The organism is Bifidobacterium aemilianum, assembly GCF_003315635.1.
Classification (GTDB): domain Bacteria; phylum Actinomycetota; class Actinomycetes; order Actinomycetales; family Bifidobacteriaceae; genus Bifidobacterium; species Bifidobacterium aemilianum.
On the sequence record NZ_PDCG01000001.1, the window covers coordinates 258,891 to 283,183 of the forward strand.

Consider the following 24,293-nt stretch of genomic DNA (forward strand, 5'->3'; position numbering starts at 1 on the left):
CAACGCTCGCCTAACGACCCTGTCATTGGCTTGCAAAATTCCCATATTCCCTGGTCAGCAATTGGGAGCTGGCAGTGATGTCGACCCGGGCACATTGGGCGGCATGATCCCTCAGAAATGCGGAGCGGTTCCTGTTCATCTCCATCGTCGCCAACTGCTGGGCCCACCTATGGGCCGAGCCCTCCAAGGGCAGACTGGCAACCATATCGGAGAGGAAGGCCTGACCATCCACCCGGTCGGATACCAGACAAGGCAGACCGGATATCTGCGCCTCCAACAAAGTGATCGGCAATCCTTCAAAAAGGGAGGGGAAGACCAAGACATCCATGACCATATAAAGGTCTCGGGGATCCGATGATTGGCCATAGAGCATGATCCGGTCACGATGGGGACTGCGGGAGATGCGTTCAGCCAGCATCTGGCGGTCCGGCCCATCCCCGACCATGAGCAAGACGGCATCCGGCCTGTGCTGGGCCAGCTCCTCAAAAACCTCAATCAGGAAGACCTGGTTCTTCTGGGTGTTCAGACCGCCTACATGCCCCAGCACAAACCTGCCGTCAAGTCCCAGACGCGAGCGCTCCGACCGTCGTACATCACTGTCGTAGAGGAAATGCTCTATCTGCACACCATTGGGGATCACAGTGAAGGGTCGGTCGTCAAAGAGCCATCTCCCCGCTGAATCACTACAGGCGAAGCCACTGGTATAGGCATGGTTGAATGCCGGTTTGAGGAGAGTATGTAGGATCTTGTGGGTGCAGGTGGTGTTGTGGCTATGGGCAATACGTACGGCAATGCCATGATGCCGGGCTATAAGCAACTCCATGGTCATGGTCCGGCTGTTGCCGTGGATATGGACCATGTCGACCTGATGCTCCTGCAGGTAAAGCCCCAGTTGCCGGTAATATGCCAGGGGATTGTGCTTGCGATTCGGCAACTGTTCGATGGGAATCCGGGCCTTCATGGCAAGGTCCGCATATTGCCGGTCGACTTCTCCGCCAACCAAGACAGTGGATCGCACCCGTTCTCGGTCCATATGCCGGCAGGATTCCATGATGAAGGAGGAGATGCCGTTGCGTTCCAGGTTGTCGGCCACCATGACCACCTCCAATGGCCTGTCCCGCTTTATCGCCCTAAGACCTCTTTGCATAGCTCCTCAAATCTGCCCGTGAATTGTTCCTGATTGCTCTTGAAGTGCAAGTGCCTGGATTCGACCAGATGGTCGAAGTTCTCAATGGCATCACCCAGGTCATCCATCTGATAGATGGGGATCATGCCGCCCATGCGCTGGTCGACCATGTTGACGAACCTGACCTGGTGATCATTGACGTGCTCACCGAACTCAAAGCGACGGGGCACGACCAGGGGAACCTTCCCCATCTGCATGGCCGCCATGAAGCTGGCCGGCCCTCCATGGGTGATGATGATATGTGCCCGATTCATATACCCCTGCATGGCATCAGCATCCAGAAAGTCTTCTGCCTGGCAACCCCGGGGCACCAGTGTCGAAAAACCATATTGGACCACCAACTCCTCCTTGATGGTCTCCTGGGCCACGAGCTCGGCCACAGCTTCCATCAGTCTGTTGAAAGGCTGCTCATGAGTGCCCACCGTCACGAAAATCATCTGTTCCCCCTCCTAGAAGATTGATCCGAGATTAACGGCATTCCTATAGACCTTTGTCATCTCCTCCCACTGCACTATGAAGAGGTCGCTCACCGAGTGGACCAGTTTGCCTGTCAATGTGGGGGAATCAAAGCGGTCGAAAACCTCCAGATAGACCAACTTGGCTCCGAAGAGCTTACCCAGGTAGAAGAAAGGAACCGCCACGGCCGCCCCACTGGAAATGATGAGGTCCGGCCTTTCCCTGCGAAGGATCTTCCAGGCCAATCCGGTATTCCTCAGCAGATTCAGCAGATTGCGGTTGGTCGGGTAATAGCAATGGTAAACATGCTCCCCCTCCAATCGGCTGCGGGCATCCTCCTTGTCGAAGGTAACCCAGAAACGCTCATGTTTGCTCCAGAATGGTCTCAGCATCATCATGTGTGTCAGATGCCCACCACTGGAACCCACCAGGCAAATCTTCATACCATCATCCCCCATTCCACGATTCCCATTCCTACTCAACGAGTTGCCTCTATGGCGCATAGGATGGGATAAGCCAGGAACCGGCTCTTCCTCAAGATGGACACACGCCGGGAAGCCCGGCTGGCCTGGTCCACCAGCTCCGGGCACCGGCCACGCAGGCGCCGGTCAAAGGCGATGAGCTCATGCATGTGGGCCGGGGTGGGGCTCAGGTAGCAGAACCAGTGGAATTGCCCGCAGATCTCATCCACCAGCCGTTGCCCCAACACCCTTCTCTTGCCGGAATCGGAATCAGGGAGTGACTGATATGTATCCAGGAGCCTCCACAAGACACGTTCGTGCTCCCGGTAATGGGCCCTCACCCCCCGTTTGCTGATGCTCTGCCCGTCCACACCGACCCTATGGCAGTAAATGGGCTGGTGGGATACATACAATGTCTCCAACAACGGCAGCGGCAAGTAGACCAGTTCCACATCCGTGTAGAAGCAATGCTCACTGAGGGACTTGTCCATGGCCTGCAGGATCCGTGTCCGATAGCAGATCTCATGCATGCCCATGGCTGGGCGGAAAGTCACCTGATCGAAGGTATAGAGGCCTTCGGGATAGTCTTCCAGACAGTCCACCAGATGCTCGCGCCGGCGGCTTTGGTCTACGTTCAGCCGAGGTGTGATGATGCAATCGGCATCACAGCTCCCCAGCATGGCGACCAAAGAGGCTAGGTGGTCGGTCTTGTACCAGTCGTCACCATCCAACTGTTTGAAATATTTTCCCCGGGCCAGGCCTATGGTCCGATTGATGACGGACCCGTAGCCACCGTTCTCCTTGTAGACGGGATGAATGGATGGGAAGCTGGCGGCGTAGCGCTCGACCCGCGCCATCGTACCGTCCCTGCCACCATCGTCGACGACCAGAACCTCGATGTCGTCCACCACCCGTGGATCCGTCAATGAGGCCAGGGCACTCTCTATGGTGTCCTCAACCTCATATGCCGCAACCGATACCGTCAGAAGCGGATTCTTGGTCCGTCCATCCTCTGGCTGACTCATACATTCCCCCATCGGTTATCCTTGACTTATGGCCTACTCAGCCCTCACGCTTCAGACAATCCGCTTTCTGACCAGAGGCCTGAGCGTCATACGAAAGAAATCCTTGATATTCCGTTTCAAATCAAAAGGTTTCAGTCTCACCGACCTCCTGTAGTAGGCCATGGCCTGATGACCATCTCCCAGAATGCTGTAGAAGTAGGTACCCATACGGTAGAAACCGGCCGCCGCTGATGGATCGCCGTCCAGATCCTCGGCGAATTCACGGTGAATTCGTTCATAGGCATCGGTCCTTCCTTGAGGATGGGCTGAGATCCGGTCTCCGGCGTGAAAATGATATCGGGCCAAAGGCTGAGAACAGCAGGCCGCTGAACCCCTCTTGGCCAGACGCAGGTACAGCTCCCAATCCTGAAGGGCAGGCATGGCCTCATCAAAGCCACCTACAGCCAAAAGAGCCTGTCGTCTGATCAGAGGGAAGGAGCAGGAACCGATGAAATTCTCCGACAGAAGCTGCGAAAAGATGTTCCCAGAAGGAAGGGGCCGTTCCCCCAGCAGGCTTCCCCTGCGTGAAGGCTCCTGATCATAGAGCAGCTCCGCCTCACAGTAGACCAGGTCAATCGCGTCCCCGTTTTCTGCCACCGCCACCTGAGCGCCAATCTTGTCGGGCAACCATTCATCGTCATCGTCCAGACAGGCCACATAGGTGCCTCGAGCCTGCCTGATGGCCAGATTCCTGGCCTTGCAAGCCCCTCCATTATGGTCGACCACTATATAGTTGACCGGCCGAGAGGAAGAATAGGACAGGCAGAGATGCCTTAGGGATTCGACCAGCCCGGCCTCCTCCGGGCAATCGTTGACCAGGAAGACCTCCAATTGGGGGTAGTCCTGCGCCATAATGCTGTCCAAGGCTCGGCGCACCACTGCCTCCGGCCTCCTATAGGTGGTCATAATCGCTGATACCAGCGGATGCTTCCCTTCTTCCATATCTGTCTCTGCCCCCTTCATTTCATGCATACGAAACTGCGCAAGACCGCAGCTTCAGCGAATCAATCCCGCCAGTATCCACAGCTCATTCGGATTGGCCGGTCACTTGCTTGACGCGAAACATTGATTGATAACTCCAGGCCCCGGATCCATCCACCCCATCGGGGTCTGATCAAGGGCAAGGTCCTGCTGCGCCTGTGGAGAAGTAGTGACGTCAAAGGACAGGACCACCGACTCTCCTGGGGCCAACCGGGCAACCGTGGCATAGAGGTTCTTCCCGTCCATCCGTTGTTTGCTGACAGGGTCGGCATCGCCCTTGACAGAGATGTTGGACAGTTGTCCTCCAGCCGGCGCGTAGATCAGCGTCTTCTCCACCGCCGTGCGTCTGGGCTGCCCAGCCTGCCCCTGGCCGGTCACATAGGTTGGCACCAGGTCCGCCTGCCAGTCCTTCAACGTGTTGGTCATGGTGTACTCAAAGTGATACCGCTTAGGGCCGCGCTGCTGGCAGTCACTGCTGACGATTTTTGCGGAACGGTGGACATACCAGTCCATTTTCGAGGAATTCTGCTCGGTCACGTATACGCCCACCGTGGGCTTTCTCGCATCGTCGGGAGTATGAGCGGTCAAATTCGCCTTCTCCATGACCGATTCCTCCTGCCGGTCAAACATATAGATGGCGAAGTGTCGTTGCAGTGACAAATCTCGCCAATTCCTCAGAATCCGGCTGACCTTGCCCGCGTCCAGCCCCGAGAAGACCTGGGTCATGGACTGGCGGGCCACTTGTCCAAAATATACGTCCTGCTGCTCAGGCGTGTATTTCTTGTATATGGTGTTGAGCAGAAACTCCGCTGTGTCGATGCCCGTCAACACCTGGCCATCGGGCATGGTGACGCTGCCACTGACCTTGATCATTTCCTGCAGGCATACCGGATCGACCAGGATGACACCGTCCAGTTGCTTCTGCTTCCCCCAAGGAGTCTTACCCCATATATTCCTCATCTGCTCAGCTGTCCGTTGGGTATCAGGAACAGCAGCAATATCCCTCACGTCCAAAGACATCTTCAGGGGACCCCATTGCGAAAAGATACGTTTCTCATCCTCGGTGGGAGCGCCCTGCCCGGCACTGATGTATTCGGTGTTGGACCGGAAGTCACCGAAACTGACCCTGCCCGTGTCGATATCGGCCGTACCGACTGCACCAACCAGGCCTCCGGCAGAACGGGCCTCCGCAGGCGTCATGGCCACAATCGCATAAGTTCGTGGACCGGATTGGCCCAAGAGTCCCGGGAGAACCTGCAGGCCATATGCGTAATCGTCAAGAACTGTGGATACATAGTCCAGTCGTTTGGCTGCCTCCTCGTAACTCTGTCTGAACTTGCTGAGACGCGGTCGGGGCAAGGCCTTGAGGGCTCTGTTCTGTTCCTGGGTGATGGTGTTCGCCTTCGACAGCGACTTTCCCGCATCAAGCAGCGGGGTCAGATTGATCTGGCCATCAACCGTGCTCAAGGGTGCCCCCTGCAAGTGCCCTAAGGCACTGGAAAGCTCCGGCAGCGCGTCGGCCATGAGGGAATCCATGGTGGATGCCATACCCTGCATGGTACGGACATCGTCACCCACCACCGGCACTCCGACCAAAAGCTTCCAAATAAATCCCTGGGTAATCTCCCGGGCCTGTTGGGTGTTCTGCCGCTGAGGCTCAAGTTGCCTGAGAACCTGGGACATGCCCTCAACATCGAGGCTGGAATCGATCTGGGAGATGCTGGCCATTGATATGTTGAGATCTTTTTTGACCTCCTGAACCTGCCCATAGAAGAGGGCCAGGCAAAAGGTCAGCAGAAAGAGGAATGCCATTGCTGTCCACCGGACAATGAGACGACCAATCGAACGGGTACGCCCATCCTTGTCAACACTGATAGCATCATGTCTACTCACGGATTCCCCCAAACCCTAGTCAACCCGCTTAGCCTAGCAGGACCAGCCCACCACATCACGCCCGGGGAGTTTCATATGAACGCCTTGAAACAAGAAGACAGTCCATGCCCATACCGAAAGATCCGACACGAGCGGTGTCTTAGCGTTCGCAGGTAGCGTATACTCCTGCCCTGAGAGGGCATGGGAATTCTCGAGGGAACGCCATTCAATGGCAGTGCGCTCGGCCGGTCCCACGCCATCCTGATTGCCTATCTTGGGGGAGGTAAGGAAGGGTGTTCATTGGCGACAGCATACGAACTGAGGACGAATGTCCGGTATGCGGGCAACCATCTTCTCGTAAACCTTCGCATGGAGGCAGCCGGATAGGGCTGAGGAGTCCGGAGGACACAGCAGAAGAAGACAGAAACCGCCAGTTTCCTGCCTATTCGTTTCCTCGCTGGAATCTTGGCTACACCGCCGGCCTCCTGCTCATGGATTCCCTGATGCCTTGGGGCGCCACGCTTATATCCCTTCCTCTCCTGTCCACCCATAGCCATCCCATTCCACCAGGGGAGTACTCCTCCAACGGGCTGGTCTTCTTCCTGGGGCCGCAAGCATTGCTTGGATTATCAGCCTGGGGGCCACCCACATCTATGCCCAGCACAGCATGGATGCAGGTCCGGAGATGTATGGCAAGGTGATTACCGCCTTCTTCTATGACTTCCTCATCCTCAGCACCGTCGATAATCTCCTGGATCTTGCCATCCCCCACAGACTCATATTCCTTGTGCCCTTCCTCACCACTGTGCTTGCTCTCTTGGAACGCTGGCTCATGCGAAGGGAACTCCACCGCCAACGCAGGAAGGGCAAATGCACCTATCCGACCCTGCTGATAGGCTCCCCCGAGAAAATTCGTCTAACACTGAAACGGATGGAAACCAACACGAGTGTGGGTTATGAACCCATAGCCCTGTGCGCCATTAAGGACGACCCCGGACAGGAGCCGGGCACTCCGACAAGCGCCGACTTCCAAGCCAGTACGGAGCGGGAACGGAATCTGCCCCTCCTGCCCCTCGACGCAGACCTGCCGAAGAATGCATAGTCCCTACAGGCCCATACCGTCTTGGTCACTGATGTCATCAATCGTGATTCCGAAACTATGAAGACTCTGGCACTTGCCGTAGAGGCCTTGGGCATGGAACTGGACATCCCCACCTCGGTGGCGGACATAGGCGGCTCTTCCCTCTGCCTTCACAATGACCCCACCATGCCGGTTTTGACCGCCCAACTCCCTCAATATTTTAGGACGACCCTGATCTTGAAGCGCCTCTTCGATTTGCTTCTATCCCTGTGCCTAGTGGCGGTGGCCTCTCCTATCATGCTGGGGGTGGCTTTCCTGGTCAAGCGTGAGAACAAGGGTCCCATTATCTTCAAGCAGGAGCGGATCGGCCTCTACGGTAAGCCCTTCACCATGTATAAGTTCCGATCCATGAGACCCGATGCCCACAAGGCCAAGACTCTCTTGGCCAAAAAGCACAATATGGAGGACCGCTTCATATTCAAGCTCAAGGAGGATCCCCGGGTCACCTCCATCGGGCATTTCATCCGCCGCACCTCCCTGGATGAGCTCCAGCAGCTCTTCAATGTGATCAAGGGGGACATGAGCCTGGTTGGTCCTCGCCCTGCACTGGCTGAAGAGGTGGCCAGATATGACTTCCTGTACTCCTCCCGCCTGCTGGCCAAACCGGGCATCACCGGCCTCTGGCAGATTTCAGGCCGAAGCAACCTCAACCAGGCTGAGTCCGAATTCGCCGACATCTCCTATATTCAGGATTGGTCACTGCCTGGAGACATCGCCATTCTTCTGAATACCGTTGTGGTGGTGCTCAGGGGCACAGGATCATACTGATACCCATTCCCCTATGCCCCGTCACTGTCCGCAAGAACAGGGCTGGGAGTCTAGGAGACTAGGGCCTAGCACACCATCACAAAGCTCACAGCCGCTGCCGACCCCCGTATCAGACAATGCCCTCCTTCCGTAGGAAGGAGGGCAGGATGGAAGGGGCCGGCAACCACCAAGGCATATCAGGCGAAGGCCCCGTCTCATCAGTACTTGAAGACCGGCACGTTGGCGCCCTTGTAGATCTTGGTCGTCATGTCCGCCACGGCCTTGGTGTGGTAGGCGTCCACCACCTTCTTGTAGGTTGGATTGTTCTTGTCCTCCTCGCGCGCCACCAGAATGTTGACGTAGGGGTGGTTGGCGGGGCTGGTCAGGTCACCGGGGGCGGTGAAGATCGCCTCGTGCACGCTCATACCGGCGTCGATGACGAAGTTGGCGTTGACCACTCCTCCGGCATAGTCTGGCAGTAGGTTGATGATACCTGCCGGGTCGGTCTGGACGATGTCGAGATTCTTGGGGTTGGAGATGATGTCCTCGGGGTTGGGCGTCATGGCGTTGGGGTCCTTGAGCTCTATCAGGCCAGCCTGCTGGAGGACCTTCAGGGCCCGGCCCATGTTGATGGCGTTGTTGGGAATGGCCACCTTGCTGCCGTCGGGAAAGTTCTTGGGGCTCTTATAACGCTTGGAGTAAAGGTTCATGGGTGAGATGTAGGTGTCGCCGATGACCGCCAGCTTGTAGTGGTTGATTTTGACGTCGTTGGCCAGGTAGGCGTAGGTGACGGCGGCGGAGATGTCGACCTCATGGTTGGCCAGGACCTGGTCAACATAGTTGGCTTCCTGGAAGGGCTTGAGGACAATATGGATGTTGTCGCCACGGCGGTCCAGCTCCTGCTGGACGGCGTCCCAGATCTGGTCGTCGGAACTGCCGATCACCGACACGGCGACCTTGGTCTCGCCCCTGTCTGCGGCATGGAGTCTCCAGGAGATGCCACAGATGACGACAAGGGCCACCACCATGAAGGCGCTCAGTATGGTCAGCTCGATCTTGGCCCTGCGTTTTCTGTTGGAACTGCGCCCTGTAGCCATGGTGCTCTCCTTATTTATCTAACTAATTCCAGCCGGGATACCCACCTACCGACTTGGCTGGCGGACCATCAGGCCCTTTCCCGACTCTCTGTCTACATGTTTCCTCAGTGCTTCCCAGCGCTGCCTAGTGCTCGACGACCTCGGCCAGAAGCCGTCCGAAGAGTTCGATGATGGCCACCAGCAGCACCAACACTATGACTGTTGCGATGGTCACGTCGTACATGTAGCGCTGGTAGCCCAGGCGGATGGCGAAGTCACCGAGTCCGCCGCCACCGACGATGCCGACCGTGGCGGTCTCGCCGATCAGCGAGATGAGCGTGATGGTGGTCACCCGGATGATGGAGGGGACTCCCTCACGTAGGTAGACATGCCAGATGATCTGCCAGGTGGACATACCCATGGACTCCGCAGCTTCGATATAGCCGGGATCCACCGATTCCAGGGCGGATTCGATCTGCCGGGAGAAGAAGGGCGTGATGCCGACGACCAGGGGGAAGATGGCACCCTTGGGGCCTATGGCCGTACCCATGAGCAGACGGGTCAGCGGCACCAGGGCCGCCGCCAGAATGATGAAGGGGATGGAGCGAAACAAGTCGATGAGCTTGTCCAGAATGTTGAAGATCAGGCCATTGTGACGAATACCGCCACGCCGGCTGACGATCAGCGCCACACCGATGACCAAGGAGCAAATGAAGGAGATGACCCCGGCCGCGCCTACCATGATCAGGGTCTGCACGAAGGAGTCGAAGAACTCCGGCAGACGGCTCATGACATCAGGAAACCAACGGTTCAGCAGATCAACCACGGCTCAGAACCTCTCTTCCGATATTACGGGATTTCAGATATTCCAAGGCCTGCGCGATGTTCTCGTCGCTGCCCTCAAGCTTGACCACCAGACCACCCAGGGGCGCCCCCTGGACCACGTCGACATCACCGAAAATGATATTGACATCCAGGTCGAAACGCCGGGACATGTTGGAGACCAGGGCCTCCGAGACCTCCTTGGAGACATAGCTCATCTTCAGGAGCACCTGCCCGGCTTCGAGATGCACGATCGGCGAATCCTGGTCGATCAGATCGTTGACCTTGTCCAGGTTGGAGGTCGTGGCCACAAAGGACTTGGTCAGGCTGGCCTGGGGCTTGGCGAAGACGTCGAAGACCCGGCCCTGCTCGACTATGGTGCCCTGGTCGATGACGGCGATCTTGTTGCAGATCTGCCTGACCACCGACATTTCATGGGTGATCATCACGATGGTCAGCCCCAGATCATGATGCAGCTGCTCCAAGAGCCCCAGAATAGACTTGGTGGTGTTGGGGTCCAGGGCGGAGGTGGCCTCGTCGCTCAGGAGGATGTCAGGGTGGTTGGCCAGGGCACGGGCGATGGCCACCCGCTGCTGTTGGCCACCTGACAGCTCACCGGGGTAGGCTTCGGACAGCTCGCCCAAACCGACCAGGTCCAGCAGTTCCATGGCCCTACTGGTCCGCTGCCTGCGGCTCATGGTCGAGTTGTGCAGGGGCAGCTCGACGTTGCCCACCAAGGTCCGTGAGGGCATGAGGTTGAAGTGCTGAAAGATCATACCGGTGCGCTGGCGGAGGTCACGCATGCCGGAGTGGTCCAGGTCCTTGACCTCCTGGCCCCGGACCTTGATGCTACCCGCATCGTAGCCTTCCAGACCGTTGATGCAACGGACCAGGGTGCTTTTGCCTGCACCGCTCAGACCAATGATGCCGTAAATGTCGCCCCGATCAATGGTCAGGTTCACATTCTCCAAGGCTGTCTTGTCGCCTTCGTCCTCAGTGCGGTAGGTCTTGGTCAGATCACTGATCTGCACCACCGGAGTCCCAGCATCAATGGCGCTTGCCATGTCCCGTTCCCCTTCCATTCGTTCCAATGCTCGGAGGTACACAGCTGCTGCCCGCCTCCGAACGCTCTGTCAAGAGTACGGCAACCCGGCACGGACACGAGGAGGTGGTTATAGAGGAAACTTATGGACGCTTATCAGCGCCCGGATCGAAGGCACGCTACATGGCCCCGCAGCAAATCCCAAGACTCTCTAGACTGTACGTTTGCTTACAGTTTGCGTGGGGCAGGCGGACACAGCCCCGCCGAACCCGGCAAGCTGCCATAATGAGTAGCTGTACTTGCTCAGTCTGGGCATTCGGACGAGCAGCAGCGTACAAGGTCATGAGTAGGAACGAGAGGACCACAGCATGAAGGACAGCAAGGAAACCGACGCCTCCACAGCGGCGACAGGAGAAAAGGCCGGCAGCGGGAATAAGACACCTGTGGACACCAAACCCCTCTTCCCCGGCCGCACCTTCATATCCAACGTGCTTGACGTGGCCGGCAACAAGGACACCATGACCGACCAGATGACCGGCAAGTACCTGCAGCGCGCTGTTATGGCCGGCCTCTTCGTCGGCATCTTCTTCACCGCTTTCTTTATTATCATCGGCCAGTTCAGCACAGACCCGGGCGACCCTGGCCTCAAGCTCTTCGGGCGCGTGCTGGCCTCCTTCACCTTTGGCTGGGCCCTGGTGCTGATCTACTACACCAATTCGGAGCTGCTGACCTCCAATATGATGGTGGTCGCCGTGGGCAGCTACCACAAGCGTCTGGGTTGGCTCCATTCCCTGCGAATCCTTGGACTCTGCCTGCTGGGCAACCTGCTTGGCGCCCTGGTCGTGGCCCTGATCCTGCGCTGCTCCACCATCGTCTCCGGCCCCACCATGGATCAGATGCTGGCCGCAGCAGCGACCAAGACCGGCTACATCAGTTCTGGCTGGACCGGTTGGGCCGACCTCTTCGTACGCGGCGTCCTCTGCAACTTCTGCATCAACATAGCCATGCTCATGGTCTATAACGGCAAGCTGACCAATGACTTCACCAAGTGCACCATCATGGTGGTGGCAGTGTTCGTCTTCGCCTTCTGTGGCTTCGAGCATTCGGTGGCCGACTCGGCACTCTTCCTGATCCTGGGCACCTATGGGGCCGTGAACGCCTGGCAGGCCATCGCCGTGGTCGTCATCGCCATGCTGGGCAACTTTGTGGGCGGCGGTATCCTCATCGGCCTGAACTTCGCCACCATGAACGACGAGCGGGGCGTTGTCGCAGAAGCCTAACGCTTCCGGCAGTATGCAGGGAGGGGGCTGTGGCCACTGACGATGTCTCAGCGGCCACAGCCCCCTCCCTGTCATTAGGAACGAAGCGCTTGGGCGATAGGCTCATCACCACCGATAATGTCGTAGACCCGGCCGACACTCTGCGCAAGCTCCAGGCTTTGCGCCAGGGCCTGGGCCACATCCGCGATGGAAATGGAACCCGACTGGCCCGGTTGGGCGTTGATGTGACCGGTTGCCGGGGTCTCGACCAGGGTGCCCGGCTCTATGATGGTGTAGTCCAAGCCGGAGTTGAGCAGGTGCTCGTCGGCCACGAACTTGGTCACATAATAATCCGGCAGCCCGTCGATGGCCGACTTCACCTTGGGGTCCTCCCAGCGGGAGATGTCGGCGGCATACATGGCACCCAGCATCACATAGCGCTTGATGCCGGCCTTCTTGGCGGCATCTATGGTCTTGATGGCGCCGAAGGCATCCACCTGAACAATGTCCTTGCCCCGCGATCCGGCAGTGAAGACGATGGCGTCGGCCTTGGCTTGGGCAAAGGCCTTGGCGATCTGCGAGATGGACTCATGGAGGTCAAGTTTTCTGGCCTCCATGTGCTCTCTGGCTTCCAGGGACTCAGGGTGCCGGGCGAAGGCCACCACCTCATACCCCTTATCCCTCAATGCCTCACAGGTCAGCTGACCGACCCGCCCCGTAGCGCCCACAACAATGACCTTCATAGCCGACTCCTTTAGATATTCTTGGCTTCCAACGCTCTCACTGTAGGTCCCCCAGCAGGAATGCGCCCAGGAGAAAACCACCTGGGCGCCCAGTTTCCGAGGTCTCAACGCTTTGGGCACATATGATCGATGACTGCATTAGGCCGAGAAGAAGGAGGGCACGACCGGGGTTGGTGGTTTAGACTGCTGATAGTCGAATAAGGAGCGAGCGCATGCTGTCTTTTGAGAATGATTACAGTGAGGGTTGCCACCCGGCCATTTTGGAGCGCCTGAAGCAGATCAACCTGGAGAAGAACCCTGGCTACGGTGCTGATGGTTACTGCCAGGCGGCCAGGGACAAGATCCGGCAGGCTTGCGAGAGTCCCCGGGCTGATGTCTGGTTCCTGGTGGGTGGCACCCAGACCAACCAGACGGTCATTGATGCCATCACACCCCAATATGCCGGGGTGGCGGCCGCCGAGTCCGGGCATATCAACGTCCATGAAGCCGGGGCCATCGAGGCCACAGGTCACAAGGTGCTGACCCTTCCCGAGCATGACGGCAAGATTGACGCCAAAGAACTGGATGCCTACTGTGGGGACTTCTACCAGGACGGCAACTATGAACACATGGTCTTCCCCGGCACGGTCTACATCTCCCAGTCCACAGAGTACGGGACCATATACTCCCTGGATGAGTTGAAGGCCATCTCCCAGGTCTGCAAGCGTTATGACATGCGCTTGTTCGTCGACGGTGCCCGGCTGGGATACGCGTTGAGCGCCCAGGGCAACGACGTCAGCCTGGTCGACCTTGCCCGCTTGGCCGATGTCATCTACATTGGCGGCACCAAGCAGGGGGCCCTCTTTGGCGAGGCCGTGGTCTTCCCCCGGGGCGACTCCCCCAAGCACTTTCTGACCCTGATCAAGCAGCACGGCGCCTTGCTGGCCAAGGGCTGGCTCCTTGGCGTCCAGTTCGACACCCTCTTCTCCGAGGACCGGTACAGTGTCATCGCCTACCAGGCCAACCAGGCCGCTGACCGCATCCGTCAGGCCTTGCGCGCCAAAGGCTACCAACTGACCTTGGACAATCCAACCAACCAGATTCTGGTGACCATGGATCAGGCGACCATCGACCGGCTCAGCGCCCAGGTCAAGCTAGGCTACATGTACCCGGTTGATGAGTCCCATGCCGTGATGCGCATCTGCACCAGCTGGGCCACCAGCAGCGAGCAGGTGGACCAACTCGTCGGCCTGCTCTGACTGGGCACTCATCCGGTCTACGCCGGGTGGGGGGGGGGAGGGCGCAATACCACCGCAAGCGCGGCAGCCTGTGGTGGAGCTTAGCAACCTGCCATCGGTTGAGATCCATCCTGCTCGTTCTCTATGGCCTGGCGTTCCATGGCCACGAACTTACGGACGCACGCCTTTACCGAGTATTGGTCCCGGGCACTGCGGGCGTAGCGCATGCCCCAGGCCGCCAATTCCTCGGGGTGGTCGATCCACCAGTCGATGCGATTGGCCAGCGCTTGGGCATCCCTTACGGGAAAGAGGGAGGAGGGGGTCAAGGCGAATTGCTTGGCCGCGGACAGGGGTGAGTCGGCGATGATCGGGACCAGGCCCGAGGCCATGCCCTCGATCACACTCAAGGATTCACTGTCGGCGATGGAGGGGTGGGCCAGGAGGTCGCAGGACCGCAGCAAGCGCGGCATGTTCTCATTCTTGTGGAAACCGATGCTGGCAGGACAAGTCAACAGCTTCTTGGCCGAGGCCTGCAGCTGACGTTTGAGAGGACCGGTGCCGCAGATGGTCAATTCAATCTGCCTGGCATGGCGGCACAGGGAGACGGCACGAATCAGGGTCGCATGGTCCTTCTCGTTGGTGAGCCTGCCGGAAGCGATGATGCGGAAGTGTCCGCCGGCCCCAACCCTGGAGGAGGCCTTGTCCCGGGCCGCCTCCTTGGGGGAGAAGCGTGGCGAATAGCCATTTGAGATCACATGGATCCGGGCCCTGTACCCATGTCTGGCCAATTCGTCGGCCATCATCTGAGTGGGGGTGTGGATATGCTCCACCTTCCCATAAAGCCAGTGTTTGAAGAGCCAGTAGATGAAGGAGGACAGGCCGGGCAGATATTTGAGCGGCCCCGCCGAGTAGGTGATGTTCTCCGGCTGCAGGTGGAAACCGGCCGTAACAGGAATCCCCATGGACCGTGCCACAGCATAGGCCTTGCGGCCGAAGGCGAAGGGCATGTATATGTGGACCACATCGGCCCCCTTGAAGGCCCGGCGGAAGAGGACGCTGGAGGGGCGGGCGAATTGCATCTGCTGCTTGGCCGCCACCCATGAGACAAGGGGCACCCGATTGATCTCGGCCGGGTATTCGGGGGCGCCGACACCGACCAAACGCACCTCATGGCCCTGCTTGCTGAGTTCCCGGGCATATTGGAGGGCGGAATTTGAGGTACCGTTGCCCTGGTTGCCGATGGTGTCAACCACCAGCACGATGGTCAGGGGCTGCTGGGCTCCACCATCAGCCATTCGTCCAGGCCCCGAATCCATACGCTTACGGTCTTCCCAAGGACCTGCCTTACTGTCTTCAACCATGTTCTTATCCTATCGCCGCCCCTGCCAGCGGCCTCAGCTCCAGCATGCCCTCCCCCATGACCCGACATGGACCTGAGATTGGGGCGGCAGTATCTTCTCGCCCTGGTTCCTGTGGGGGACTTGGCGGCATGCAAACAGCCACAGCTGCCGGCAGTCAGGACTGGCGGCACACAGGAAGTGGAACCTCCCAACAGCGTGGGAGGCTCCAGTCCTGGGACATTTCAGGTTGCCGCAGGCACAGCCCGCAAGCATGAATCAGGCCCGCCTGGCCCCAACCCTTCCATGGCGAGGTGGCGAGCGCCACGCCTCCGAGGTGAATCCAAGGACCCGTCCTCCCATCGGCGCCCAGGCAGCACGACACCATGAAGGTCAGGGGATTCCCCTCTCCGCCGTCTCACGGCCGTGAGGCACACCAGAGGGCCCACCCAACCGATTCCCGGCTGGATGGGCCCACAAGAAAGCGTATGGCGGCCGCCCCTACCTGCCCACCTCCATGAAGTGCAGGTCCTTGAGGTAGCCCTTGCCGGCGGTGATGTCATATTGGATGAGCTTGTAGTCATCCATGAGCTGATTGGTCCTGGCGTCGAAGTCCTTGGCAGCCATGGGCTTGCCATGGGCGTCCAGATAATTGGGCTGGCCCTCGGGAATCCGGTCCCAACCCTGGATATTGTTGACCACTGGCGGTTCCATGGCTGGAATCGCGTCGTGCATGCGAGTCAGGAAGGCCAGATAGGGCGAGACCTTGGCGCCCATATGCTCGGCCGTCTGGGCGGCGAAGTAGTTGGGCGAGGTGTAGTCGCTGTTCTCGTTGCGCTGGCCGCGACTGGCCGAGGCCTTGTTGGACCAGATGAAGTAGTCGGTCAGGTGCAGATCCAGGGAGTTGTTGGAGTCCGCTCCCGCCGTGGAGTATATGCCCGGGAGGTGATCCCCGTAGAAGACCACGGTGACCGGCTTGCTCAGGCCATCGAGCTGGTCCAGGAACTGCTTGGTGGCCCGGTCGGTCAGTTCGACCCCCTTGGCATAGGTGTCAATGGAGGTCTTCTCGTCAGCTTCCAGCTTGGGGCTGCCGGGCTTGTTGCTGGCCTTGAACTCGTTGTTTGCATACCAGGAGTGATAGGGCATGTGGTTCTGCATGGTGGCCATCTGGATGAACTGGCTCTTACTCGTGGCGCTGATCTTCTCGAAAGCGCTCTGGTAAGTGGCCTCGTCGGAGACATAGGGAGAGCTTCCCAGCTTCTGCTGGTGGGCAATCACATCCGGCTCCTCCAGGGTGTAGAAGTGGGAGATGCCGAATTTCTTATAATCCTGGGCCCTGGAATACATGGAGGGCTCATAGGGGTGGAAGGCCAAGGAATTGCCCACCTGCCCCCACAGCTGGTTGATGGTCGGCGTCCATTGCTCTCCAGGCACCAGCTGCTGGTAGGGGCTGGTCAGCGATGAGTCGAAGTTGGCCATGGACAGACCTGTCAGGCTCATATATTCCAGGTTGGCTGTGCCGCCGCCGTAACCGGATGAGAGCATGTAGCCACTGGTGGTCTGGTCCTTGATGGAGCGAATCCTGGGCATGGGGTCCTTGTTGATCTCCACCCCGGGCACACGGTTGGGGTCCGAGTAAGACTCGGAGAGGATGTAGACCACCGTGTTGTCCTTCATCTCGGTGGTCCGGCCGGTATTGATGTTCTTGGCCTCGGACTGGTAGCGCTTGGCCAGGGCCTTCATGGATTCCTGAGAATAATCCTGGGGTTTGTCCATGATCTTGGGATTGCACTGGCGGATGAAGGAGACCAGGGGTCCGTTGCGCTGGGCGTCGTAGACCGAATCCCACATGGAGGGAATGTCTCCCATGGACTTGGACAAGCCATCAGCCCAGGAACCGACCGTTGAGACCTGAGCGGTAAAGGCCCCGAACACCGTGACCGAAAGCGCCAGCAGCAGCAACCTGACGGCAGCGGCCAATCCGGTCCGGTCCATGGGCCGAATCAGCCTGCCGTGGCGCCCATCGATATGGTTGAGGTAGACGAAGATGCCTATCAGAACAGCCACATAGAGCAAGACCCCCGCAATCAACCAGAAGGCGCCCGAGGGTAGGAAGCTCATGATATTGCCGGTGTTGGAGCCGAAGAGCTTCACATCCGAGGGCAGGACGGTCTCATAGCGAACGGAGACCTTGAAGTGCTCGATCAGGGCCACGATGGCGGCGGCCGAAAGCAGGAGCGGTGAGACAACCCAGAACCGGTTGATCAGGAAGAGCAGCATGGCATAGATCAGGCCCAGGAGCAGCAGGTTGAGGACGAAGACGAAATTCTGCTTGGTCCACATTTTGGCAACCATGTCCCAAACGCCGGTCAGGGGGCTGGACAGCTCGACCCTGGTGGAGTTCTGGGTCACACCCCACTGGAGCGTGAGCACCGCGATGATGTCGAAGACCAGGAAGAGCAGGGCATAGAGCCAGGAGGCGAAAGGCTTGCGCGCGCAAACCGTGCCCTTGGCCAGGCCATCCGAATCCCCATGGTCAAGGCCATTATCGGCGCTTTGGGCATCCAGCCGCTCCGGCTCGTCCTTGGGCTCCCCCATGCCTTCAACTGCGGTACTTGTAGTCATTGTATGCACTTCCTCTGGTCTCATGAATTGGTATTGCCATTCCCGTTTCAGTATTCAGCTCTGCGCACCGGCAGGCAGATTCACTGGTCTGCGCCTCCGCTCACATGCACGCACAGTAATCAGCATGGCGCCCACGGTCAGGTCTCATGTCCAGCAGCCTTGGGCCACCCGGCTCTTTGCCTGCCGGCCCAATGCCTTCCTTGATTCACGCCCCAGTCTAGTCATATCTTTCGAGCCATAGCCAAAACTACACTATTGATACACAATCTCAATAATTTACTATCGAACCTGCCCATCCCAACCTCACCGAAGCACGGGCGGAGTGCGGGGTCGGTCAACAACTCCCACAACTACAGCGTGAGCGACCCTGGCAGGGATATTCTCGGATGAATTATGCCCCGACCGGTCATACCTATGGATGATTCCGGTGGAAGGGTGTGGGCTATATTATCAATGGGCAATACTGGTAGCCCGTGAAAGAGGGATGAATGAGCTTCTTCACCAAGATCCATCTGACCAGCGGTTGGCTCCCCGTTGGATTGTATAGCCTGACGGCGGTCGGGCTGCTGCTGGTGGTAATACTCGCCTCAAGCAAGAGCAGACGCAAACCCCTGCTCACCCAACTGGCGATCGGACTTGGAGGATTTCTTATCGGGTACCTGGCCGTCTGGCTCCTGTCCGATGTCTTCCTGGTCTTTGAGGTCAGTCTGGGATGGGCCGTCATGCTGGCGGTGGCCATTGGCTTTGGTCTGGCCTTCTTTCTGCTGGCCGCAGCCGTGCAATCCAAAGGACTCAGACGTATCATCAGCATGGTCACAGTGCTCCTGGTCATACTGAGCTGCGCCCTGCGCATTGACCAGATTTACGGCGAGTACGCCACCGTGGCCTCAGTGCTCGGCATCTCCGATTATCCGAATCTGGACTTGGAGCAGGTCAGCCCCGCCAGCAGCGATGTCAAGTCATGGAAGACCAAGGCCGACCAAGGCCAGCTGCCCCAGCTGCCCGACAAGGGCATCATCCGGTCCGTCACCATCCCGGCCACGGAATCCGGCTTCAAGGCCCGCAAGGCCAACGTCTACCTACCGCCGGCAGCCCTCAGCAAGACTCCCCCACGGCTGCCCGTCATGATCATGCTGGCCGGCCAACCCGGCTCACCAGACCGCTTCTTCGGCGCCAGCAACATCGCCGCCAGCCTGGACTCCTATGCCCGGAAGCATGACGGCCTGGCCCCCATTGTGGTCTCCCCCGACCAGAATGGGTCCAACACCCACAACACCCTTTGCGCCGACACCAAGGTCTATGGCAACGCCGAAAGTTACCTGACCAAGGACGTGACCAAGTGGGTCAAGACCTACCTACCGGTCAAAAAAAGCCCGCAGGCCTGGCTTATCGGCGGTTTCTCGCAAGGAGCCACCTGCAGCACGCAACTGGGACCGGCCCACCCGGACATTTACGGACACATCTATTCGGCTTCGGGCCAGGTCGCCCCGGTAGACCACACCCGCAAGAGGACCATCGACCGGTATTTCGATGGTTCGGAGCGCGAATACCTCAAGCATGTGCCCGCCAACATCATGAAAGGCAAGGCCCCCCTCCACCAGACAGTCTTCACAGCCGCCGGCGATTGGGACCCCAAATCCCAGAAGGACCAGCTGGCCATCGGCAAATCCGCCAGGGCGTCCGGCATGTCGGTAACCACCATCGTGGCCCAGGACTCCGGTCATGACTGGCATACGGTCAACACTGGCCTACTGCCACAGATCGACAGGTTCTGCCAGGAGACAGGACTGGGCAAGTCCACGAAAGCCCTGGCCAACTACCCGAAGGTGCGCATCATCAGTGAGGATTGACACTCCCTGAGCTCGGGAAGACTCGCGGCCAACAGAAACCGGCCCGCACGCGGATCATCCATTGGCTGTGACCTATAGTGATTGATGAGACTGCAAGATGACAAAGGACTTTGACAAGATGGCAGACAACAGGCAGCCCAGCAAGGAAGACGAGGCGGGGAATCAGCTTCCACCGACCCCCAAGCCTGAGGGCCATGGCAGTACGGCGGCAGCACCGAACCCAGGCGAGGGCACGCACACCGTTCAGGCAAAGCCCAGCGATGCAGACGGGGCCACAGATGTTCAACGCCTGAAGGAGCGGACCGGTGCCCAGCCCAAGGTCCTCAAGACCGCCGCCACCCGCCTGGTTAGAGAATCGGTCAAGAAGGGCGCTTCCTCACACAACTCATGGCTTCCCCTGGGCAGGGACATCATCCAATGGATCAGGGAACACACCTTGGCGGTTGCGGCCACCGCCATCTTCCTGGTTGCCAACATTGCCCGCTGGGTCTTCCTGGCCTTCCGCCATATCGCCAACTCACCCAACAGTCTCAGCGTCACCCTGGCCCAGATGCTCTCCGGGCCCTCACTGACCGGCCGGCCGGGCAAACAAGGCCTGCCACCCATCATGCATATAGACCTGATGAAGCAATTCCTGCATCTGTTGCGGTCTTTGGTCTTCGTTCATGGTGTCATCGCGCTGGTTATCTATGCCGTGGTGCTCATGGTGGCCCTCTCCGTAGCCCAAACGCGACTGGGCACCCTCAAGACCATTGTGGTCACCCTCCTATCGACGCTCTCCGGCATCATTCTGGGCCTCTTGATCTGCTGCGCCATCAATATGGGACTGAACGACTGGCACTGGATGCGTGGCGTTCCCCTCGCCCTATCGCCGTTGACCCTGGTCATCGGCCCCCTTATGGCAGCCAGCGCCTACGAGGACGTGCTCTGGAGGCGGCGTATTGTGCTCCTTGGCTACAGCGTCGTCTGTGCCGTGCTCCTCTTCGGCGGGAATCCTGGCAGCTACTGCACCCTGGCAGCGGCGGTGGTTGGACACCTGACAGGTCTCATCATCCACGGCAAGGCCCGCGACCATGTCCAGTGGTGGCAGGGTACGGATTATGAGATCCGCCGGCTGTTCGCAGCCATCCAGCTGGTGCTGGCCGTCGGACCGATTCTGGCCATGACCTCCCGCTCCCACGCCGGCATCCTGACCAACCTGGCCCTCTTCACCACACCGGCATTTGGCGACAATTCCGCCATCAGCAATTGCCTGGATGGCCACTCCACCAGCTCCTGCACCCTGCTGACCGGCCTGCACCACTTCGCCCTGGCTGGGGTCTGGGTCCGCGCCATCCTGCCCATCGCCGCCCTGGCCATCGTGGCCTGGGGACTCTACCGGGGCCGTAGGCTGGCAGCCTGGGTCAGCATTGCCCTGAATGGCGCGACGGTGGTGTTCGCCATCATCTACTATCTGCTCTCCCCCTTGCTGGTGGCCCTACCCATTGACACCTACGGCGACCAGTTCGGCTTTTCGCCCGCCTTTGTATCAACCGTCATACCGCCCCTGCTACTGGTGCTCCTGCTCTTGAAGAATCTGCCGCATTTCTCCATCCACACCTCATCCAAGCGTGTGGTGACCGGCATTACGGCGATTCTGGGGGCAGCCATGGTCTCCTCCTGCGGTTATCTGATCTTCGGCCTGTCCCTGCCGCAACTCTTCCGCCCCCGGGCAACCGCACCGGCCCTCCTCCTCAACCTCCTCCACCTGGTCATGCCCACCGGGTTCGCCGGCGGCAGAGCAGCCATCAAATCGGTCTCACCGATCTCCTCAGTGGTGACCCAGGGATTCGTGGTGCTCTTCTGGATTGTGGTGCTCATGGTCTTCATCTTCTGGTTCAAGGATGTGGTCTCCGTGGACGAACGTGACCGTCAACGGGCCAACCTCCTGGTTCAGGCCGGCGGCTCCTCCATGAGCTTCATGACCACCTGGGAGGACAACCACTACTGGTTCTCCCCCACCGGCCGTTCCGCCATCGCCTACCGCATCATGCATGGGGTGGCCCTGACCGTCACCGGCCCCTTCGGCGATCCCAGCGAATACATGGGCGACCTGCGCGAATTCATCCGCTTCTGCAACGACCACTCCTGGTCCCCGGCCTTCTACGCCGTCCATGAGGACCAGCGCAAGGAGCTGGAGAAGCTGGGCTGCTCCTCCATTCAGGTGGGCACCGAGATGGTGGTGGACCCCAACAGCTGGCAGACCCGTGGCAAGAAGTGGCAGGACATCCGCACGGCCATCAACAAGGCCAAGCGTGACGGCTTCACCGATGTGCTGACCTCCTACGACAAGGCCGGCTGGCAGGTCCAGCAGCAGATCGTCGACATCTCCGAAGAGTGGGCCCAGCTCAAGGCCCTGCCAGAGATGAAGTTCACCCTGGGCGGCGTTGAGGAACTGCGCGACCCCAGAGTCATGCTCCTATACTGCCAGGATGAGCAGGGCAAGGTGCTGGGCGTGACCTCCTGGCTGCCCACCTACCGAGATGGCCGCGTGGTGGGCTGGACCCTGGACTTCATGCGCCACCGGACCGACAGCCCCAACGGCATCATGGAGTTCCTCATCGCCCGCATGGCCGAACGTCTCAGGGACATGGGCCAGGAGAATCCCGCCCAGGCCGTGGAGTTCATGAGCCTGTCCGCAGCCCCTCTGGCCGGCATCGGCGAGAGCGAGGAGGAACGGGACAGTGTGGGAGCGCAAATCATCGAGCATGGGCTCTCCATCGTCGCTGACCTTCTGGAACCGGCCTATGGTTTCAAATCCCTCTTCTTCTTCAAGAAGAAGTTCCAGCCCGCACCTGCCCCGATCTACATGTCATACCCAGACTCGGCCAAGATGGCACAAATCGGCCTGGCGGTGGTTGGCGCCTACCTGCCCGAGCTCAAGGCCTCGCAAATCGCCGAGATGCTGAAGACCCTCAAGCCCGCCAAGGACGGGAAGGTCGGGAATGCGGCAGCGGCAGAGCAGCCCTCCAAAAACGAGAAACCGGCACCGGGCAAGAAGGCTGGGAAACCTGCACAAGGTGAGCACGATGCCAAAGTCGGGGAGGATAAGCAGGCTCCCCGGCACGACAAGGCCGAGAAGGACCAGAAGTCCCCGATCGACAAGAATCTAGGCAGCCGGAACAACCCCGCCGACACCGCGGACACCAACCACTCGTAAGGTCTGAAGGCAGAACGCAGGGGCCTCACCCATAGATGGGTGAGGCCCCTGCGTTTGTCCACTATGCCTATGGGATAACTCCTGTGCGGCCTTGCAAGGACCAGCAGCCCCCGCCAACACAAGCGAGGACCGGGCCAGAAGCCGGTCAGGTCCCCTACTTGAGGGCCTTGGCGAAGTCCTCCTGGAGGTCGCCGATCCATGCCAACAGGTCCTGGTAGCCAACAGGCATCTGCTCACTGAGATCCACCTGAGGAACCTGGCCCACCTTGGCACTGACGATGATCTGCTCAGTCATGGAGTTGGTCTCCTGGGTGTTGACCACCAGCACGGCTACCTTGCCTTGCCCCACAAGCCCTTGGAAATCCTTGATGTCATTGGGGGTGGGCTCGCTCTCGTTGGCGGCAGCCTGCCGGTAGCCGCGCGGGGTCAGGTCCTTCATCCCCAGATCCTCAGCCAGATAATCTGCCACGGACTCGGTGGCGGCGTAGGTCAGGGCATTGGTCCTGCTTCTGGTGCGCGCAATACGGTCTTCCAGCTTCTGCTCCTTGGCCTGCCAGGACTTCAGCCCCTGGGCAAAGGTCTCCTTGCCTGCCGCATCAGCAGACTCGTAAGCCTTGCTGATGGCCTGGGCCGCCTGCTTGCGGGCGTGGGCCGAGAACCAGAGGTGGGGGTTGGCACCCTCCTTGATGCCGCTGACCTGTGCCAGGTCGACCAGCTTGGTCTTGGAGGAATCCACGCTCTTGGATGCCCAGGAGTCATAACCCGCACCGTTGACGATGAGGACATCGGCCTGGGAGATCTTGGCCATATCCTGGGTGGTGGGCTCATAGTCGTGGGCATCGACACTGACCCTGCCCACGATGCTGGTCACCTCCACCCGATCAGCACCCAGGTCCCGGGCCAGGGATGACCACTGATTGACACTGGACACCACCTTGAGCTTGCCGGCCCTCTGCCCTACAGGGTCGCCGCAGGCCGCCAGTCCAACAGAAAGCCCCAGAGCCAGCAGCAGAGCCGCTACCCGTCGCAGGCCCTCCCCCAGACCCTTACGGCAGGCGGAGCCGCCCGGTTGACCTAACTGCTTCAGCTTCTCCATGTGCATCGTCACTCTTTCACACCAGCCTGGCGGTTGCAGGGTCGCAGGCACCGTCACATACCGGTACTCGCTTACCGATATTTGTTCTCAATAATCATAACAGAGTCTTGCTACAGCAC

18 protein-coding genes and 1 pseudogene are annotated in these 24,293 nt (G+C 59.3%); 6 read left to right on the plus strand and 13 right to left on the minus strand.

Going from position 1 to position 24,293, the window contains the following annotated elements; genetic code table 11:
- Positions 1 to 22: 22 nt before the first annotated feature.
- The 6 genes from CRD60_RS01155 to CRD60_RS01180 form a co-directional block, all read right to left on the minus strand.
- Positions 23 to 1,147, minus strand: coding sequence for a glycosyltransferase (locus CRD60_RS01155; protein ID WP_113859479.1), 1,125 nt, complete (start codon positions 1,145 to 1,147; stop codon positions 23 to 25).
- Positions 1,123 to 1,623, minus strand: coding sequence for a glycosyltransferase (locus CRD60_RS01160; protein WP_113859480.1), 501 nt, complete (start codon positions 1,621 to 1,623; stop codon positions 1,123 to 1,125). Before CRD60_RS01160 ends, CRD60_RS01155 begins: the two co-directional genes overlap by 25 nt.
- Positions 1,624 to 1,635: 12 nt before the next feature.
- A complete protein-coding gene (pssD, locus tag CRD60_RS01165; protein ID WP_201737182.1) occupies positions 1,636 to 2,100 on the minus strand; it encodes a PssD/Cps14F family polysaccharide biosynthesis glycosyltransferase in 465 nt (154 codons plus the stop codon).
- A gap of 20 nt (positions 2,101 to 2,120) precedes the next feature.
- Positions 2,121 to 3,128 (minus strand): glycosyltransferase family 2 protein, encoded by a 1,008-nt coding sequence (locus CRD60_RS01170; protein ID WP_161522155.1) that lies wholly within the window; start codon positions 3,126 to 3,128, stop codon positions 2,121 to 2,123.
- A 51-nt stretch (positions 3,129 to 3,179) separates the two neighbouring features.
- Entirely contained in the window at positions 3,180 to 4,109 is a 930-nt protein-coding gene (locus tag CRD60_RS01175; protein WP_161522156.1) for a glycosyltransferase family 2 protein, read from the minus strand.
- A 102-nt stretch (positions 4,110 to 4,211) separates the two neighbouring features.
- Positions 4,212 to 5,960 carry a DUF4012 domain-containing protein gene (locus CRD60_RS01180; protein WP_113859483.1) on the minus strand — a complete coding sequence of 583 codons (1,749 nt, stop codon included), beginning with the start codon at positions 5,958 to 5,960 and terminating at the stop codon, positions 4,212 to 4,214.
- A gap of 727 nt (positions 5,961 to 6,687) precedes the next feature.
- Between CRD60_RS01180 and CRD60_RS01185 the strand changes: the two genes are divergently transcribed.
- Both CRD60_RS01185 and CRD60_RS01190 read left to right on the plus strand, forming a co-directional pair.
- The gene (locus tag CRD60_RS01185; protein ID WP_127975609.1) at positions 6,688 to 7,122 is read left to right on the plus strand and encodes a nucleoside-diphosphate sugar epimerase/dehydratase; all 435 of its coding nucleotides are present in this window, start codon (positions 6,688 to 6,690) and stop codon (positions 7,120 to 7,122) included.
- 57 nt (positions 7,123 to 7,179) lie between these two features.
- Complete coding sequence (locus CRD60_RS01190; RefSeq protein ID WP_127975610.1) at positions 7,180 to 7,929, plus strand: sugar transferase; 750 nt, start codon at positions 7,180 to 7,182, stop codon at positions 7,927 to 7,929.
- A gap of 197 nt (positions 7,930 to 8,126) precedes the next feature.
- Here the strand turns inward: CRD60_RS01190 and CRD60_RS01195 are convergent, their stop codons facing one another.
- From CRD60_RS01195 to CRD60_RS01205, 3 genes are all read right to left on the minus strand, one after another.
- A complete protein-coding gene (locus CRD60_RS01195; RefSeq protein ID WP_113859486.1) occupies positions 8,127 to 9,005 on the minus strand; it encodes a MetQ/NlpA family ABC transporter substrate-binding protein in 879 nt (292 codons plus the stop codon).
- A gap of 124 nt (positions 9,006 to 9,129) precedes the next feature.
- Entirely contained in the window at positions 9,130 to 9,810 is a 681-nt protein-coding gene (locus CRD60_RS01200) for a methionine ABC transporter permease (protein WP_113859487.1), read from the minus strand.
- On the minus strand, positions 9,803 to 10,870 hold the full coding sequence (locus CRD60_RS01205) for a methionine ABC transporter ATP-binding protein (protein ID WP_236630754.1): 1,068 nt from the start codon (positions 10,868 to 10,870) through the stop codon (positions 9,803 to 9,805). Before CRD60_RS01205 ends, CRD60_RS01200 begins: the two co-directional genes overlap by 8 nt.
- Positions 10,871 to 11,216: 346 nt before the next feature.
- On the opposite strand from CRD60_RS01205, the gene CRD60_RS01210 reads away from it, so the two are divergent.
- A complete protein-coding gene (locus CRD60_RS01210; protein ID WP_113859488.1) occupies positions 11,217 to 12,128 on the plus strand; it encodes a formate/nitrite transporter family protein in 912 nt (303 codons plus the stop codon).
- Between the two features lie 74 nt (positions 12,129 to 12,202).
- On the opposite strand, the gene CRD60_RS01215 is transcribed toward CRD60_RS01210, so the two are convergent.
- On the minus strand, positions 12,203 to 12,850 hold the full coding sequence (locus CRD60_RS01215) for an SDR family oxidoreductase (RefSeq protein ID WP_113859489.1): 648 nt from the start codon (positions 12,848 to 12,850) through the stop codon (positions 12,203 to 12,205).
- A gap of 212 nt (positions 12,851 to 13,062) precedes the next feature.
- Here CRD60_RS01215 and CRD60_RS01220 point away from each other — a divergent pair, with 212 nt between their 5' ends.
- The gene (locus CRD60_RS01220; RefSeq protein ID WP_113859490.1) at positions 13,063 to 14,088 is read left to right on the plus strand and encodes a threonine aldolase family protein; all 1,026 of its coding nucleotides are present in this window, start codon (positions 13,063 to 13,065) and stop codon (positions 14,086 to 14,088) included.
- Positions 14,089 to 14,168: 80 nt separating this feature from the next.
- On the opposite strand, the gene CRD60_RS01225 is transcribed toward CRD60_RS01220, so the two are convergent.
- Entirely contained in the window at positions 14,169 to 15,383 is a 1,215-nt protein-coding gene (locus CRD60_RS01225; RefSeq protein ID WP_407923156.1) for a glycosyltransferase, read from the minus strand.
- 522 nt (positions 15,384 to 15,905) lie between these two features.
- Positions 15,906 to 18,029 (minus strand): LTA synthase family protein, encoded by a 2,124-nt coding sequence (locus CRD60_RS01230; protein ID WP_236630755.1) that lies wholly within the window; start codon positions 18,027 to 18,029, stop codon positions 15,906 to 15,908.
- A gap of 488 nt (positions 18,030 to 18,517) precedes the next feature.
- Between CRD60_RS01230 and CRD60_RS01235 the strand changes: the two genes are divergently transcribed.
- A complete protein-coding gene (locus CRD60_RS01235) occupies positions 18,518 to 19,879 on the plus strand; it encodes an alpha/beta hydrolase-fold protein (RefSeq protein WP_113859493.1) in 1,362 nt (453 codons plus the stop codon).
- 343 nt (positions 19,880 to 20,222) lie between these two features.
- A pseudogene (locus tag CRD60_RS01240) lies at positions 20,223 to 22,838 on the plus strand (bifunctional lysylphosphatidylglycerol flippase/synthetase MprF); the annotation flags it as partial.
- A 394-nt stretch (positions 22,839 to 23,232) separates the two neighbouring features.
- Here the strand turns inward: CRD60_RS01240 and CRD60_RS01245 are convergent.
- On the minus strand, positions 23,233 to 24,180 hold the full coding sequence (locus CRD60_RS01245; protein ID WP_236630756.1) for a metal ABC transporter solute-binding protein, Zn/Mn family: 948 nt from the start codon (positions 24,178 to 24,180) through the stop codon (positions 23,233 to 23,235).
- Between the last annotated feature and the right edge of the window lie 113 nt (positions 24,181 to 24,293).